A 17555-nucleotide genomic window follows, 5' to 3' on the forward strand; every position below is an offset into this window, starting at 1 on the left:
ATGTGCAGCCAATTTAAGTGTTATTTAAGGCTATAACGTAGTTTTGCATCGTTATAGTCTCTCTTGCTTAGATGTTTAATCTGTTCTCTTTCTAACGTAGATTTTGGTATAAACCAATAATTAGGTATACCAAATTTCTTCCTCCCGTATATATAAAGTTGAGCAGATGACAGTGCAAATTTGAGATTCAGTACTAAAAGTAGATTAAGTACAGTACTTTATACAAGCTTCACGTAACAGATAGACAAGTCGGAGTGTAGAATCAAGAATGGATCAACTTAACACTGACAGTAGCTAAACTCAGCAGAGCGATGTTGCCATTTAGGCAATATTTTCAGCTATTTTGGGATTATCCTCAAAAAGTGGTATGAACCAAAGCAGATAAATTTGGAAAGATAATTATCTTAGTTTGGTTTTGCCACAAAAAATGTATGTATAGTGTATTTCGATTATTTATTCAAACTGAGTAATTATTTTTTATTGAAAGTCGGCAGGGGTATTGTTAACTCTTCCCCATACCTCAAAACTCCACCCATAAGAGGATGGAGTTTTTCATTGCTAACTAAACATTGCTCGTAGTGCTAACAAGTTTTTCCCCTTTTAACATCCGCGCCGCAGCTTCAAGGAGAGCTTCTTCGAGATAAGGCTTGGTAAAGTAGCCACTAGCACCGAGTTGAGCTGCAATTTGTCTGTGCTTGTCTGCACCCCGCGAGGTGAGCATAGCGATCGGTAGGTGATTGAGGTTAGAGTCTTTTTGAATGCGAGAGAGTAATTCCAGACCATCGCAACGGGGCATTTCGATGTCGCAAAATACGATATCACAAGGCAAACCGGAGCGGAGTTTATCCCAAGCTTCCTGTCCGTCACGCGCCTGTTCTACGCGATAACCGGCTTTGTTAAATGTCAGGGATAGCAATTCTCGGACTGTAATCGAATCATCGACGATCAGCACTGTCGGGTCAATCTTCGCAGGAGAGGTGTCTATGGGAGCCCCTTTCTGTTGCCAAGAATTGCCACCTATTTGTGTAGAAATCCGTCCCTGGAAGATGTCAATTATTTCCAGCACATCAGCAATAGGCATAATCCGACCATCACCCAAGACTGTAGCACCAGCGACACCAATGGGTTTAGGCGCTGGGCCTTCAAATTGCTTAATTACAATTTCTTGTTCACTTAACACCAGGTCAATCTGTAGAGCAATCAAGGTATTTGCCGATCGCACCACAACCACAGAAACCATATCATCATCTCGCGTACCGCCATAGACATTACCGCGACTGATTTGGCGATTGAAGGTTAAAAGCTCCTTCAGGGGTCGGAATGGCAGCACTGTATCGCGCCAGGAAATAAATGATTGTCCATTGGCATCGTGCTGAATATTTTTCACTGGTATATCTAGCGTATCTTCTACACCATCCATCGGGAAGGCGATCCTGGAGCGATCGGAGACGCAGCAGAGAGCTTTACAAATACTCAAAGTCAGTGGTAGACGAATCGTGAAGGTGGTTCCCTTACCGATCGCAGAATCGGTGTTCACTGTCCCCCGAATTTCGCTAATCTCAGAACGCACTACGTCCATACCGACACCACGACCGGAAATTTCATCTGCTTGGTCTTTGATTGTAAAACCAGACTGGAATAGCAGATCGTAGACTTCCAGGCGAGACATGGCTTTTGCTTGCACTTCTGTAATCATGCCAATCTTCACCGCCTTAGCCTTAACCTTGGCGGAATCGATACCTGCGCCATCATCGCCTACAGAAATGATCGTTTGGTTGCCTTGGTAGAAGGCACGGATAGTAATAATTCCCACAGGTGGTTTACCAGCAGCTTGTCGTTCTTCTGGCGTTTCAATACCGTGAGCGATCGCATTATTCAGCATGTGAGTTAATGGATCGGTCAGATGATCCAAAATCATCTTGTCAATTAAGGTATCACCACCTTCGATTACCAACTCCACTTGTTTGCCACATTTGATGGCGTTGTCGCGCACTCCTCGCCGCCAACGATCGATAGTTTGGGCAAAAGGAACCATTCGCGCTCTTGTTAATCCCTCTTGTAGCTGGGTGGTTACTTGGCGGAACTGCCTTGCGACTCGCTCGGTTTCTTCGGTGACAAAATCAATATCACTTGCCGACTCACGGACTCGCACAATGCGTTCGATCATCTGCTGTGAGAGTGTATGGAAGGGAGTAAAACGATCCATTTCTAACTCGCTAAACCCCCTATCGGCATTGGAATCAGGCGCTTGTAAGCCAGAGTCTTTGTTTTTGCGTCCAGCTAATAGAGAGGCTTCTAGAAGCGATCGCTCGTACAACTCTTGCATCCTTGCGCCCACATCCGAGAGTTGTTGTACCTGAATCAGCAAATTATCTAATGACTGCCGCAGCCGTTCATGATCTTGCTCTAAGGTATTGCGATTTACCACCAACTCCCCGACTAAATTACTCATATCGTCCAGTTGCTTAACTGGAACCTTCATCGTTTCTTCAAATCTTGCAGCCCGACGAGTAGAGGGACGGGGAGGTTTGCTGGTGTTCGATTTGGCTGCTGGTGAATGGGATATTGTTTGATCCGCTTCTGCCAACAACTTCTCCAAGTCACCAAATTCATCTATAGCTGGTGGTGGAACGTCATTTTTCGCCAAGACTGGTTGAGTATTGAAGGGTTGGCGTTGGCGTAGCCCGTCGTGGACATTGCTGTCGTTATCTGTACCGAGCAATTCTTCCAGGGCTGCAAAATCTACTTCTGGTATCGAGGTAGCTTTGGAGTTAAGTGCTACTTCCTCTCCTAGTAATGCTTCCAAGTCTGCAAAATCATCTTCTGGAGCAACTAATTCAACGGTTTCTGTAGTTACCAATTCTTCATCTGAGGCAAGAATAGCATTTTCGTCCTCTGACACTGTTACAGATTCAGATATCTCTCCTAAATCATATAAATCGGTTTCTACATCTTCCTGAATAATCGTTTGTGTGAAATCATTGACATCTTGCGAATCAATTGTTGCCGCGTTTTCTTCTAATTGTTGCTGGTTTGTTGCTTCTAATAGAGCAGTTTCTGTAAAAAATAAAGCATTTGCAAAACCCAGATGTGTGTCGTCCAAATCCGGGTTTATTGGTAATTCAAAAGTAGTTTCTAAGTTATTGTTCTCTTCCGTTTCAAAATTTTCTAAGTTTGTTTGGGCTGAATTTGAAGTGTCACCAAAACTAATATCTAAAGAAGTTTCTGTAAGAGATACATCCACAGTATTCTCTGTGGTTTCCATCTGAATATAGGTTGAGTCTGTAACTGCATCTTCAAACAGCAGTTGCGGATTTTCATCGAAAGAGCCAAACAAATCATCTGGTTGTGCTTGGACTGAATCTAAAGTTTCTGTAAGAGATAATTCATCCACAGTATTCTCTGTGGGTTCCATCTGAATATAGGTTGAGTCCGTAGCTACATCTTCAAACAGCAGTTGTGAATTTTCATCGAAAGAGCCGAACAAATCATCTGGTTGTTCTTGGACTGAATCTAAAGTTCCTGTAAGAGATAGTTCATCCACAGTATTCTCTGTGGTTTCCATCTGAATATAGGTTGAGTCTGTAATTGCATCTTCAAATAGCAGTTGTGAATTTTCATCGAAAGAGCCGAACAAATCATCTGGTTGTGCTTGGACTGAATCTAAAGTTCCTGTAAGAGATAGTTCATCCACAGTATTCTCTGTGGTTTCCATCTGAATATAGGTTGAGTCTGTAACTGCATCTTCAAACAGCAGTTGTGAATTTTCATCGAAAGAGCCGAACAAATCATCTGGTTGTGCTTGGACTGAATCTAAAGTTTCTGTAAGAGATAGTTCATCCACAGTATTCTCTGTGGTTTCCATCTGAATATAGGTTGAGTCTGTAACTGCATCTTCAAACAGCAGTTGCGGATTTTCATCGAAAGAGCCGAATGAATCAGGTTCCAGATCAACAGCAGATATTTCTGAGGGCTGATGAGTAAATTCTGGAGCAAAATCTAAAGCTTCTGGTTGTTGCGCTCTGAGAGTTTCTTCCCCTAGATGCTGCGTGAAAAAAGGCATTTCCGGCGTGGAGGTATTGCTGATTACTGAGGAAATAGCTGACTCACTCTGTGCTAATTCATCAAATAAATCATCTCCAGAATCTGATGAGAATATCAAATCTAGCTGCTCTTCGTGCTGGAAATTGATATCCAATTCTTCCAAGCCGAAACTAGCTCTATCAGAAGGTATAAGTTGCTGACTGTCAGCAAAAATATCATCAGTTGTAGCAAACAAACTCTCCTCTAACGCCCTTTCTACATTCTGCTCAATTAAGGAATTGAAATCGTCCTGTTCCTCTGTAATTTCCTGATTCCAGAAGCTACTCAGATCATTTTCTGATTGAGAGAATTCAGGTGTTGTTACTGTAGATATATCAAATAAATCAACGATTTCTGATTTACTTGTAGGCAGTAGTGTCTCTTCTTCCATTTCAGCGAACAGATTGTCTGAAGAGAACCCTGTTTCCTGGGGTAATTCTATATAGTCACTAGGGGTAATTTCTTCTACCCAATTTGCATTTCTAGTTTCTGAGAATAAGTTATCAAAACTATTTGGTTGATTGGTCGATAGTTCCACATTGGCGAATGCCTCAGTTTCTGGTTGAGTTACTTCATCTGTAGGCAATATTTCTGTATCATCATCTAGTGCCAGTGTCAATAAATCTTCAACTACATCGTTTTTGTTAACACCAGCAAGCTGGTTTGTCTCACTTGGAATATCAATAAATTCTTGTAAATCTTCGGAAGAAGAGTCTAAATTTATATCAAGTACGTTAATAGAACTTAACTCTGGAATCGTAGCAGATGTTTGTTGATGTTGCGGTTCTGAATTCTCTTTTTCTAAGAAATTGTCGCCAAATAACAGGGATAAATCTTCCGTCGTGGCTGTAGTTGCTACTTGATCCAAGGAGAGTAAGTCAGATAAATCGCTATGAGCATCCTCAGCGTCAGTGTTGCTGAAATCAATTCCAAAATCATCGCTGGCAACAATATCTAAAGTTTCTTCTTGATGCCAACTTTCATCTAATTCGGGAGTCTCACCTGCAAATAAATCGGCAAGGGTATTTAACTCAGCTATTCCTACCTCTGGCCCATTGGGGTCAAGATTGTTACTGATTGGATGTGCTTCGTCATGTGTGGTGAAAGAAAAACTAGTGTGAGTTGCAGCGTTGAGTGGTGTCCCTTGTTGAACATAGGGGCGATCGCCTTTGACGTTGGCGTAACCAGACGCTCGCGGACTCACTAATGCTGCGCTATCGCTAGTATCTTTATCTAGATTAAATTCTTCGGTTGTTTGGGCTAGGTCTAACTGCTCGGTGTTACCCTCAAAAATTGCCTCTGACGTAGTTTCTGTCAAAACCGCAGACTGTTTATCAAACAAATCAGGAGTAACTTCTAACAGATCAATTTCTGCCAAGCTCAAAAGCGCTTCTAGTTGCTGACTAATTGCAATTTCAGCTTCTCTACCTTGCAGGACTAATTCTTGAGCTTGCTTGATTTCGGTAATGACAATTTTAGCTAAAGTCAGATAACTATTTTCAGGATTGCCGATCGCACTAGCTGCTGCTTGACACAAACCACACCACTTGGACAAATTCCAAGTTTCACCAAGTTTGACTAACTGGTAACAGCATTGTTGAAGGTTTTGCCGAGTTGAGGGTGTTGTGGTTTGCTTAAACAGTTGCAACATTTCTCGCAGTGTTTGCAGCACTTGGGCTTGAAACTCGCCCCAATTATTATGTTCTTTAGCGGTGACTGGCGATAGCGCAGCGTTAGCGTCTCGCACCTGCTGAGGTGCTACTGAGACAGATATTTCTGGAGATTCCTGATGGGTGTCTTCTGCCAAGCTAGGAATATCTCGCCGCAGGAAAAGTTCTGTAAGTGTGGAGACATTCTCTACAGAGGTTGTGTGTAATTCTGTTGCGTCAGGATTGCTAGATACTCCACTTTTTCCTTGTTGTACAAGTAGTTCTAGATGTTCATACAACCATTGAAAGACTGGCTCTGTTTCTGACATCAAAGTATTCGCTGCATCTTCAGAAAGACCGTAAGGCCCGCTCAAATGCTCTAACAGCGATTTTAGGGTATCAGATACACCAAGAAATAAAGACTCTAACTTTTGGTCAATCTGAACCGGATTATCTTTAAGAACTTTAAAACAATCTTCCAGACGGTGGGAGGTATGCTGGATGCTAGTCAATCCAAGCATCGCCGCTCCTCCTTTGATGGAGTGAGCCGCCCGGAAGACTTCACTGATCATTTCCGGGTCGTTCAGGGTACCTTCTAGATTCAGTAACCCCTGCTCAATGGTATTCAGGTGATCCCTGGCTTCTTCGATAAAGTAACCCAAAATCCGCTGTTGTTGTTCCGGCAGCATAGCAAAAGTTATGAGTTATGAGTTGTTAGTTGTTAGTTGTGAGTTATGAGTTATGAGTTGTGAGTTATGAATTATGAGTTATGAGTTGTAATTTTTATTGCTAACTTTTTACTCCTAACTCCTAACTTTATTTCAAGTAGTGAGTTGTGATTTTTAGTTCTAACTCCTCACTCCTAACTCCTAACTTTTTTATCTGGTTTCCATCGTTTCCACTCGGAAACGTTCAACGGAGGCGATCAAGTCACGGGATACACCTACTAAGTGTTGTAGGGCACCTGAAACTCGCTGTGCTTCCTGGGAAGTTTCTTGTGCAGTTAGTTCTACTGATTGCATTACGTGAGCCACAGCGCGGGAGGTTTCAGTCTGTTCCACAGTGTCGCTGGTAATAGATCGCACAAGAATATCAATGCGATTCGCCACTTGAATAATATTTTCGAGCGATCGCTTGGCTTCTTCTGCCAATTTTGTCCCTTTAATTACTTGTTGTGTGCCCTCTTCCATCGCGGTCATTACAGAACCTGTTTCGCTTTGGATTTGCATCACAATTTGTTCAATTTCCTTGAGGGATTTGGCAGATTTATCTGCTAACTGGCGCACTTCGTCTGCTACGATCGCAAACCCGCGTCCAGCTTCTCCCGCTCTTGCCGCCTCAATACTAGCATTGAGTGCTAACAAGTTGGTTCTGGAAGCAATCTGCGAAATCAACGCCACAATTTTAGAAATTTCTTGGGAAGATTCCGCCAACCGCTTCACTTTGCGAGTGGTTTCGGCAACGGTTTCTCGAATTTCTAAAATACCTGCGACGGTATTTTCTACCGCTTCACCACCTTGGAGAGCGATCGTACTAGCATCACGAGCAACGGTTTCAGCTTCCCGCGCCGCCTCTGCGACTCGCTGAATCGAGTCGGTCATTACCTGTACAGAATTCAGCGTTACTGCTAACTCTTCTGCTTGACGCAAAGCATCACTAGATAAGGCTCTAGCAAAGGTTTCAGAGTTGGTTGCACCTTTTGTTACATCCTTCGCTGCCACTTTTACCTGTTGCACAATATCTCGCAGATTTTGAATTGTCAGGTTAAAAGCATCGGCTACGGCTCCTAGTACGTCGGCTGTCACTTCAGCTTGGACTGTTAAATCGCCTCTAGCAGCTCCTTCCACATCATCCAAAAGGCGAATCACCTGACGTTGCAGGTTTTCCTTGGCTTCCTCTTGTTCATCGGCTTTCCGTTGGGCTTCACTTGTCGTTGTGAAAATTACCCGTGCCATTTCATTAAAGCCAGTGGATAAATGCCCCAATTCATCTTCAGAAAACACTGTGGCTTGAGCATTCAAATTTCCTTGGCGTACAGCTTCAAACTGAGCTTGCAGATCATTGGTTGTGCGCCGAATTTGTTTGAGTGCAAGATTTCCCATAAAGCCTGCGGTGGTAAAACCGGCAATCCCGGCTGCTAGGGACATTGCCCAACCTGTGTTTCGTACTGATTCACGTTGTTGGGCTGGCGAAAATGTGGTGGCGACAAAGCTAACTGTGGCTACAACTAGCGCTGAGACAATGCCCACACTTCCAGCAATCAACCATTGTTTCCGTTCTATAGAAGCATTTTCTAATGGTGCTAACCAGCCTTGCTCGACACTAACGTTGGGTTCTAGTTTCGAGACATCTGTTTGGCTAAAGACTGGAACTCCTTCATGGGAACCAGTCATCGAAAATAGTTCCTCTTCGCGATCGGCTGCATTGCTTCCAGAAGTATCCGTGCTTTGAGAGCGTATGCTGCCACTAGTTTCTGCTGGAGCAGAATACATTGCTGCATCACCGAAGTTAGAATCTTCTTCGATCAGGTCAAACCCTGGAATGTTTCCTAAATCGTCAAATTCTTCAAAGTCATCTAAAAAGTCAATATTGCTCTTAGAATTTTCTCCATTCAGTATATTGTTTGAGTCTTCATAAGAACTTAAACCATCTGAGCCAAAGGCAGACTCAAATGCTTCCATATCAAAATTTTCATCATCAAAGCTATTTTTGCTGATGATTTCACTTGATTTAATCTGCTTTTCTTTCAGAGGAATATCGCTCTTAAAAGATGAATAATTATCAGATGATTCTGGTTGAAACTCTTGCTCTGTTTCTAAATCTTGTGACTTCAACCAATCATGTGCTTCGGTTTCAGGCAAATCATATCTACTATTGTTATTTGTAGCTGTTGAACTATTTATAGGTTCTTCTTCAACAACAATAAGTAAAGTCTCGTCTCCAAAATTAGATTTATTATATTCTAAATTCCCAATCCGAGGCTCTGAAGACTTTGGCTCACTCAACAAATCAGAGAAATTATTTTCGCTAGTACTAGTTTGTGAATTAAAAGATGAATAGCTATTATTTTCAATAGCTGAATTTCCACCATCGAGATTTATCTCTTTCTCTGAAAACTGACTATTTACTAATGATTCTTCTTGCCTCTCTTCTGAAATATCTTCCTGCCAAAAAGCAGGCAAATCTAATTCTGTTTTTTCCTCATAACTACTGCTATATAAATTTTGTTCCTCTGATTCTTCATCCAAAGCAAAAGGGTCGTCACCAAAAGTTATAGAAGAATCTGATATTTTTCCCATTCCAATACTATCTTCCGTGGGGATGTCAAATGGACTATTTGAAGATAGTTCTGTAACCCCATCCACAGTTTCTTGATGCTCTCCAAAAAAGTTCAAATCAAGGTTATTACTGTCAAACTCCTCACTAGCGCCCAAATCTTCTAATTCTGGTTCGCTATATGCCAGTGGATCGGACATCTCTGAGGAATTTATCTGCTCTTGACTTCCTGATGTATCAATCTGTCCACCGAATGACTGTAAATATTGATTGATATTCTCAATTCCATTATTGGCAAAACCAATAATTTCTTGTTCGTTAGTCAAGCTTAATACCTGTTGATATTCTTCTTTTGCAACATCGTACTGTTGCAAAACATAGTAGATGTGACCCCTTAACAAATGAGTGTTGGGGTCATTTGGTAGATTTTGCACCACTTGGTCAACTAAAGTGGCCGCAACCTCATAATTCCTTTGAACATAGGCGGTCATCGCCTGTTGATATGTTGGTTCGTAATTATCAATACTTGCTGCCATTTCCTCCTCCAATTTCATCCTGCCCACCTAGCACTCCGTACAATTGCCATTTGATCGAGCAGTCGTAGACACTGATTATTTTTAGCACTTAGTAACCACTCTCCACGTAAAAAGGGAACCATAGTATCTGGAACACCAGTTGGTGGCATAAGATTCTGGACATCCAACCAGTCCATACCACCTATTTCCTCTACTGCTAAACCCACTATTGTGTCTTGCTCCTCGATGGCAATCACTGAAATTTCTGCTCTATCCGTGTTTAATGCACTTGCTTCCCCCAGAAATTGACCCAAATCAGCCACCCAAATAACTCGACCTCGTAAATTTAGAGTACCCAAAAGTAAAGGAGAAGCATTAGGAATCGGGGTGATTCTATCAGGACTTAGTTCAATTACCTCCCGGATGCCAGTAGCTTGTAATGCAAACTCCTGATGCGAGGGAATGTAAAATCTCAAATGTAACTCACCTTCAGGACTTTCCACTTGTAATTCTGGTCGGAAGTGGTCTTGACCGCTACCACTTAAAAAGTCCGGTTTGCTGACCATATTGCTTTTATCCTTATCCTCGCAGCAGTTGTTTGACTGTTCCTACCAACTCGGTTGGTTGAAACGGCTTGGCTATGTAGGCATCTGCACCCTGCTTCATGCCCCAGTAGCGATCAAATTCTTCGCCTTTGGAAGAACACATCACCACCGGGACATTTTGGGTTTTGGGATCGGATTTTAACCGCCGACAAACTTCGTAGCCGTTCATTCGGGGCATGACAATATCTAACACCACTAAATCGGGAGGTGCTATTTGGATTGCCTCCAATGCTTCTAATCCATCGCTGGCATGGGTAACTGTTAGGCCAGTTGCTTTTAGGAGGTCTGTAATCATCTCCCTTTGCGCGATACTGTCTTCCACAATCAGAACTGTACTCATAAATGTCTATTTACCTCCTGATGTAGACGTTCCTATTTGGAACATTCCCTGATTCCTCCGCAATTATTAACTGTATAAATTAATTGTATGTTCTCACTATTTTCCTGGATATTGAGGTTTCACTGAGTTGGCTGACTCTGTGATAACATCTTTTAACTGATCTTTTAGTAGATCAACAAGTTATGTTTTCCCCCAGCCCTTACTCCCTATTCCCTAATCCCCATTTTCATAGAATTCTATTTTGAGATATTTCTCTACAATCATGAGTAATTCAGTGTCGGTAAATGGTTTTGTTAAATAATCTGTTGCCCCGACCATACTAGCTTTGACTCGATCAATAAATCCATCTTTACCAGTAAGCATGATAATCGGTGTGAGCCGAAATGCTGTGGAATGTCGCAACATGGCGCAAACTTCGTACCCTTCCAATTCCAACATGGCTATATCGCACAAAATTAAATCGGGTTTGAGTTGAAAAACCAGACTCAGTGCTTCTAAGGGATTGGTGAGAGCGATCGCTTCATAGCCTTGTGGTTGTAAGATCGAATTTATAGTCTCACCGATGGCGATCGCATCGTCAATACATACTATCCGCCCTCTGTGTTTTCCCTTCAATTCCCAGTTGTCATTGTGGGTATCTGGTTTAGTTGTGACTGAATATACTAGTTGTAGCCAACTCTGTTGTACATAAGGATATATTGCCTTAGCAACTGTCAAAATATCTCGGTTGAGATAGCGAGCCAGTTGACGCAAGGATGTTTTACCATCAGCCCAATGTTGTAATTTCTCTACAGTTGCTTCTGGTAGCGATGATTGTAGCTGAACTTTGTCAGATAGCACTGGCAATTGTTCGGGAGACTGAATGTGCGGATAGAGTTCCTTCCACTCTTGCACCTGCTTCATAATTTTTGTAACAAATGGAGCAATCTCGAAAGTGTTTAATTGTGGGGCAAGTGCCGCACCCTGATGGAAAATGAAGTTCCCTTGGTGTAAACTCAGCAGATCAAAGAGAGTTTCATGCACCAAGCCGTGAATGATACTACCAGCTATCTTGGGGTTGATAATATTCCGCTCCAAAAGTGCCCACAGATAGGCATACTCTGGTGAGTCGGTTGATGGTAGAGAGGCTATCTGTTTGTCGGTGAGTCGGATCTCGACTCGATAATGGCGTAAATAATCATTAATTCTGGATAAATTACTCTCACCTTCTCGGCAATAGATAATTTGACCATTGAGGAAAAAGACGAACCAAGACTGTTGTTTTGGGCGATAAATGTTTGCTCCCTCTCCACTCAGCTTGTTGTTATGGTGAGAGCTATGAGCTTCTACCCATAGTTGCCCAGTTCGCTGTCCCAACGCAATCAATTGCAGGATACTGCAAATATCAATTTCACTTAAATTTCCCTGCATTTACCTAAAAAGTACTCCTTGTAATACCGTTAAATATTATTTTTGAATTGTGTCCTGCAATTTTTCCATTTTTAGAGCAGGTAGTTTAAGTATTGATTATGGAGTATTGGCAAGATTTTTACCCTTCTCCTTGTTGGCATTAGGGAATAGATTCAACTATAAAGCTTAATCTTTCGTAATACACTTTGACAAAGCTAGTGTAAACACGGAAGTCATCATCACTGTCATCAGTACAAAATATAAAGGCGTGACCAAATCGCTTTTATAAATATCAAGGCGTAATATATTGCGTCTATAGTTTTGTCTGTCTTGTTTTCCTAAACATGGTTTCAGGGAGACAAGTTAACAGAATTATTTAAGGTATATCTCAAAACACGAACTTTAAGTGCATCAATAAAGGACTAACGGTGTGCTGTATTTAGCAGAAGTACAAAAACAGAAAGGTGGTTTACTCAGTGGCAGCGGCAAAACTGAATTGAAACTGCTAGCTTGTCAGCGAACTGACCAGAATTGGAGTACTGTGTCGGAAGAAGTGATTGCTGCTGAGGACGCAAGCAAATTAAATGATGGCGCTTTGGTACTGGTTGAACTGAATCCAAATCGTCAAGTGCAGCGAATTCAAGAAGCAGGGCGGCCACTAGTCAATATTTTGCAGAATTTTTCCCGCCAATTGGAGAAATTTAAGCTCAAGGAAGATGAAATCGATCAGTGGAAACAGTCGTTAACGTTTCAAGCGCAAGAGTTGAATCGCCGTGAAATGGATATGGAAGTACGCTCAGAACAGTTGCAAAACATGGAAGAGGAGTTGCAACAACTAGAGCAGCAAAAACAAGAAGTTGACACATCCCGCCAGGAAATTGAACAGTTAAAAACAGAAGTTGAACGCAACCGCCTAGAATTGGAAGGCGCTTGGGAACATTTGCGGGGTGAGCAGCGCCGTCTAGAGGAACGTCAAGCAGATTTTAAACAAGGGACGGTTTTGGATGAAGAGCAAAGTCGAGTAATGAGTGAGTTACTTGATCGCTTATCTAATCGCGTAGCTCCCACAGAAACAGTCAGAGAACACCTTCATAAAGCTTTTGAATTGGTAGAAAAGCAGCAAGCAACTCTTACCCCGCACTGGCAAAAACTAGAAGAACAAAAAACTGCGATCACACAGCAGCAAGAAGAAGTGGAGCGGTTGTCACAAACATTTAGCGATCGCCAAAATGCATTGCAAGAAGCACAAAATACTCTAGTTCAGCAAACAGCCCAGTTGCAAATAAATACAGCTGACCTGACTAGCAAGCAAGAGTATGCCCGGATAATCAAAGAGCAGTTACGAAATGCTGAAGAGTTATATCAACAAATTCACTCTTTAGCTGCAACCTCTAGTGATGTAGTTCTCGGCCAGCAAGCTAATGTGGAAGCTTTGGATAAAATGCCTTTAGAAGAACTACAAAAGATAGTCCAAGACTTGCAGCATAAGCTAGAAATAGATGCTACCTTTGTTCACGATCAAGAACAAGAACTGGAATATAAACAAGAAGCTATAGAAGAACTGCAAAATAAATTAAGCCAAGCATCTGACCAAGATCACATCAATTTAGAACTGGAATTAACAGATGAAAAAGACCTTTATCAGATGCTAAACTCCAGTTTGGTGGGACAACGCCGCAATATGTTACAGCATCAGAAGTTTCTCAAGCAACACCAAGCTGTATTGCTACGGCGACAAGGACATACTGTTGTTGAGGAAGATGAGGGTAATAAAGTTAATTTAGAACCAGTTCTATTACAAATAGAAACCCAGCGACAACAATATTCGCAGGAAATCCAAAAGCTAGAACGTGAAATTGATCAAATCCGTTCTGGTGTTGAGCTAAATCAGGGAATGATTGACAATCAAACCCACGATTTGGATGAAAAGCGCCAAGAACTGAAAGCGCTCGAAGAAAATTTGCTTTCCCTGCGAAGAACAACTGCTGAATGTTGTGGTCGAGTAAATCTTTATCAGGAAGCACTACAACCAATTCAGGATTCTCTTGATGGCTTACGGCAAAAGCTGCAAGGAATTGCAGAATCTTTGGATAAATTCCAGGAAACTGGCGATCATCAAGTCCAAGCCATCGCCCAGTTGCGCCACACTCTCCAAGGTTTAATGCCTCAGCCAGAATTATTAGCGTCTTAATAAGTTAGGAGTTAGGAGTGATGAATTAAAGATTTTTAACTCATAACTTTTAACTCCTAACTATTTTAAATAAATCCAGTCACCTTCTACTTGAGCGATCGCACCACCAGGAAATGGATCGGTTTGCGAACGGTTTGGCGCTGTAATTAAAGCCGTTAATTTCTCAATGTGTTCAAAACTCACTGCATCAGTAAGTATTTGCTGCAACACCTGACGCATCACGCGACGTTGCAGTGCCAATGGTGCTTTCTGCAAGACCCGACGATTTAACCGTAAGGGAAGAAGAGGAATAAGGGAATCTTCGTCATCCCCCATATCCAAAGCCTTTTCCCGCAACTGCTGGGCAGCTTTTTCGAGATATTCTACTTCTGCTTGGAGAAGTTCTGCTGTTTGAGCTAAGGCTGATTCTACTTGGGGATTGAAATTATCCCGTAAATATGGTATTAATTCTTGGCGAATGCGGTTGCGGGCATATTGCAAATCTTGATTGGTGGAATCTTCCCAAATTGGCAATTTAAACTCTTGACAAAATTGCTCTGTTTGTATTCGAGTGATTTCTAAAAGTGGGCGCACTAGCATAATGCCTGTAGTCAGAGGGCGTTGCCAAGTCAGGGCTTGTAAACCATCAGCACCAGTACCCCGAATTAAGTTGTAGAGGAGAGTTTCGGCGCGATCGCTGGCGGTGTGTCCTGTAACTATATACTGATAATTGTTCGCCTGAGCGATCACACTTAAAGCTTGATAGCGCCAATCACGTGCAGTAGCCTCACTATTTATAGGTTCGTTCGCTGTTTCTAAATAAAAGGATGTACCCCAAGTTTCAGCTAGGTTTTCAACATGATGAGCATTAGCTTGGGAGTCAGAACGCCAACGATGATCGCAGTGAGCAATACCTAAAGCCCATCCCCATTTGGATTGTAAATCTAAAAGTAATTTTATTAAACACAAAGAATCTTGTCCGCCGGAGACAGCGATTAATAGTCGCTGGTTGCGCTCAAATAATTGGCGCGATCGGATGGTGCGATGTATTTTTGCGTGTAGATGAGTCCATACCATTTTGGATTTTTTAGCGCCGACGGACATAGATAATTGTCTCTTATATTACGTGCATCGACAATTACGATTTGGGTATTAATTTTCACCTCCCTTAAGTTGCTGGCGAAGGTCGTCGAGCGGAGAACTTTCTGGATTGATATCTGAGCGATTATTTTCTTGTTTTTCTTCAAGTTCAGTTTCATCAGGGCAAAATTCTAGGCGGACTCTAATTTTACCTGTCCGCCATTGTTTACCAGGTATTAAAACATAACATTCAAATCCTTCGTCAAATACTTTTGAACCTGATGAAGTACAGTGTTTTGCCCAAAATTTTTTTACTTCCTTTAAAAGCTGAAAGACTATTTGAGTGCGAGGTAAATTTTCAAACGCTTCTTGGTGAAAATGCACAACATCTTTTTCAGGATTTAGAGGTTCCCATTCATCATTCATAAATCTTGCTCCTGTAACTAAATCTATATTTCCCAGGAGAGACAAATTAATTATAAATCCTCATAGTTTTGGAATTTGGCTGGCAGATACAACTTCTTTAAGAGCTAGTTCTATAGGACTCATATCTGATTTTTGAATAAGATTTCAGATAAAACCCTTAAAAAACAGGTTTTTCAGTTTGAGTATGTTTTCAGAAATCAAATCCGAGTCCTATAGTTCGGGGGAAGTAGTAGAGATAATTCGGTCATTGCGCGTAAATTTTTGGACTTAGTATTGGTTTTTAAGCAATAGTTAGTTTTTTAACTGGAGTCTGAACCATATTGTTCATCTGCTAAAAAAAAGAGTTATAACTATTTGTAATTGATAATTTAATTATCAATTACAAATAATTTTATTTTTCTACTTGTTTGAGCTTTTGAAAAATCTCATCAAGTGGTGATTCTGATTCATCAGGGCAAAATTCTAAAGCAAGTCTAACTTTTCCTTTCTTCCATCCCTGAGTACTAAATTGCAAAACTTCGCAATTTAATCCTTGGGTATATAAATTTACTTCGTCTGTTTCTTCCGCTCCAATATATTCCTTAATTGCGGTAATCAAATCACGGACTTTAAAAGTTTTAGCAATATCTAATTTATTAAAGGTGTCTGGTTCTATAGACACAACTTCATCATGATTAAGTCTCTCAAATCCGTCTTCCATAAAAATGTCCTATCACTAAATCTATATTTTCCAGTGATATAACAGTTCATCCGAAATAATTCCCAAGAGATAATAGTCAATTTAAATCTGCTCCTTTCCTCCTCTCCATTGCTGGAGAGGGTTAGGGGTGAGGTTATTAAAAGAACCAGCCGTAAGAATGCAAACCTTTACCCAAAAGATTCACACCGAGATAGCAAATCCAAACAACAACAAAGCCAGTGGCGGCTAAAATTGCGGGACGACGACCTTGCCAACCGCGAGTGATTCGGGCGTGGAGATAGGCAGCGAATACTAACCAGGTGATTAATGCCCAAGTTTCTTTAGGGTCCCAACTCCAGTAAGAACCCCAAGCTTCGTTAGCCCAAACGCCACCGGCAATAATGCCAATTGTCAATAAGGGAAATCCCAGTCCGATGATGCGATAGCTGATGTTGTCGAGGGTTTCGGCAAGGCTAAGGCGCTGAGGTGAAAGAGGTTCGGCTGATGCTACTGTTTGAGGTTCAGAAGTAGTTACTAAATTCAAAACGGCGGTGTTAGCGTTACCGTTGCCGTTGCTACTACTTTCAAAACGAGCAAAGCCGTTATTTTCAGCAGAAGGGGCTGGTGGTTGAGAAATTAGTTCAGCTGCTTTGTGCAAGCGGTAGCCATTGCTGCGATAACCACCAGTACCGACAGAACTGCCTTGTAGCTGGATGTTTTGACCGCGAGTGACAATCAGAAAAGCGATCGCTAATAACGCACCCACCATCAAAGCAGAATAACTCAACATCATGACGCTGACATGCATCATCAACCAATTTGACTTTAAGGCAGGTACTAGGGGTTCTGACGCTTGCATCTGGGATGGTAATGTCATCGTCGCAAAAGCAGCAATCAACATTGCCACCGGAGATGTCACAACTCCTACTAAGCGGCTACGGCTACTACTTTCAGCAATTAGATGGACAGTGGTAATACCCCAAGTTAAGAAAAACAGGGATTCATAGAGATTACTTAGGGGAAAGTAACCAGCTTCTATCCATCTTGCCCCTAGTAGAGTCGCCATACACAAATTAGCGATCGCCATCCCAGCTGTCCCCAAAGCGGCTAGATAAGGCAGATTCGGAAAAGCCGCTCCTCCCCAATACACCAGCATTGTTAGGAATAATATGGCAAAGGAGGCATTGTCCAGCCAGTTCTGGAGTACAACCAGATTCATAAAGTGTTCTCTCCGTGGATAATTTAAAATATGGATTCTGACTGTTCTGATCCTATATGCTTACAGGGTTATGAAACAGGAGAAATTGGAAATAGGGCATTGGGCATCGGTTATTCTCCTTGTC

The 17555-nt window shown here is 41.8% G+C and carries 10 protein-coding genes; 1 reads left to right on the forward strand and 9 read right to left on the reverse strand.

Going from position 1 to position 17555, the window contains the following annotated elements; all coding sequences use genetic code 11:
* Positions 1–562: 562 nt before the first annotated feature.
* The 5 genes from IQ274_RS17165 to IQ274_RS17185 all read right to left on the reverse strand — a co-directional run bounded on the left by IQ274_RS17165 (position 563) and on the right by IQ274_RS17185 (position 11878).
* Entirely contained in the window at positions 563–6421 is a 5859-nt protein-coding gene (locus IQ274_RS17165) for a response regulator (protein ID WP_194142949.1), read from the reverse strand.
* 189 nt (positions 6422–6610) lie between these two features.
* Entirely contained in the window at positions 6611–9544 is a 2934-nt protein-coding gene (locus IQ274_RS17170; protein WP_163927232.1) for a methyl-accepting chemotaxis protein, read from the reverse strand.
* Positions 9545–9558: 14 nt separating this feature from the next.
* Entirely contained in the window at positions 9559–10089 is a 531-nt protein-coding gene (locus IQ274_RS17175) for a chemotaxis protein CheW (protein ID WP_163927234.1), read from the reverse strand.
* A gap of 13 nt (positions 10090–10102) precedes the next feature.
* Complete coding sequence (locus IQ274_RS17180) at positions 10103–10468, reverse strand: response regulator transcription factor (protein WP_069073698.1); 366 nt, start codon at positions 10466–10468, stop codon at positions 10103–10105.
* 213 nt (positions 10469–10681) lie between these two features.
* Entirely contained in the window at positions 10682–11878 is a 1197-nt protein-coding gene (locus tag IQ274_RS17185; RefSeq protein WP_163927236.1) for a response regulator, read from the reverse strand.
* A gap of 409 nt (positions 11879–12287) precedes the next feature.
* Here IQ274_RS17185 and hmpF point away from each other — a divergent pair, with 409 nt between their 5' ends.
* Positions 12288–14048: a pilus motility taxis protein HmpF gene (gene hmpF / locus IQ274_RS17190; RefSeq protein WP_163927238.1), complete on the forward strand. Its 1761-nt coding sequence runs from the start codon at positions 12288–12290 to the stop codon at positions 14046–14048.
* A 60-nt stretch (positions 14049–14108) separates the two neighbouring features.
* Here the strand turns inward: hmpF and tilS are convergent, their stop codons facing one another.
* The 4 genes from tilS to ccsB all read right to left on the reverse strand — a co-directional run bounded on the left by tilS (position 14109) and on the right by ccsB (position 17431).
* A complete protein-coding gene (gene tilS, locus IQ274_RS17195; protein ID WP_194142973.1) occupies positions 14109–15104 on the reverse strand; it encodes a tRNA lysidine(34) synthetase TilS in 996 nt (331 codons plus the stop codon).
* A gap of 75 nt (positions 15105–15179) precedes the next feature.
* A complete protein-coding gene (locus IQ274_RS17200; protein ID WP_194142950.1) occupies positions 15180–15533 on the reverse strand; it encodes a KGK domain-containing protein in 354 nt (117 codons plus the stop codon).
* Positions 15534–15924: 391 nt separating this feature from the next.
* Positions 15925–16233: a KGK domain-containing protein gene (locus tag IQ274_RS17205; protein ID WP_012412190.1), complete on the reverse strand. Its 309-nt coding sequence runs from the start codon at positions 16231–16233 to the stop codon at positions 15925–15927.
* Positions 16234–16369: 136 nt separating this feature from the next.
* Positions 16370–17431: a c-type cytochrome biogenesis protein CcsB gene (gene ccsB, locus IQ274_RS17210; RefSeq protein WP_163927242.1), complete on the reverse strand. Its 1062-nt coding sequence runs from the start codon at positions 17429–17431 to the stop codon at positions 16370–16372.
* Positions 17432–17555 lie beyond the last annotated feature (124 nt).

Source organism: Nostoc sp. LEGE 12447, from assembly GCF_015206985.1.
Classification (GTDB): Bacteria; Cyanobacteriota; Cyanobacteriia; order Cyanobacteriales; family Nostocaceae; genus Nostoc.

Excerpts from the sequence above, each read along its gene's own strand:
- IQ274_RS17165 (WP_194142949.1), bottom strand. The coding sequence starts at position 6,421 with ATGCTGCCGGAACAACAACAGCGGATTTTGGGTTACTTTATCGAAGAA.
- IQ274_RS17170 (WP_163927232.1), bottom strand. The coding sequence starts at position 9,544 with ATGGCAGCAAGTATTGATAATTACGAACCAACATATCAACAGGCGATG.
- IQ274_RS17180 (WP_069073698.1), bottom strand. The coding sequence starts at position 10,468 with ATGAGTACAGTTCTGATTGTGGAAGACAGTATCGCGCAAAGGGAGATG.
- IQ274_RS17175 (WP_163927234.1), bottom strand. The coding sequence starts at position 10,089 with ATGGTCAGCAAACCGGACTTTTTAAGTGGTAGCGGTCAAGACCACTTC.
- IQ274_RS17200 (WP_194142950.1), bottom strand. The coding sequence starts at position 15,533 with ATGAATGATGAATGGGAACCTCTAAATCCTGAAAAAGATGTTGTGCAT.
- ccsB (WP_163927242.1), bottom strand. The coding sequence starts at position 17,431 with ATGAATCTGGTTGTACTCCAGAACTGGCTGGACAATGCCTCCTTTGCC.
- IQ274_RS17205 (WP_012412190.1), bottom strand. The coding sequence starts at position 16,233 with ATGGAAGACGGATTTGAGAGACTTAATCATGATGAAGTTGTGTCTATA.
- tilS (WP_194142973.1), bottom strand. The coding sequence starts at position 15,104 with ATGGTATGGACTCATCTACACGCAAAAATACATCGCACCATCCGATCG.
- IQ274_RS17185 (WP_163927236.1), bottom strand. The coding sequence starts at position 11,878 with ATGCAGGGAAATTTAAGTGAAATTGATATTTGCAGTATCCTGCAATTG.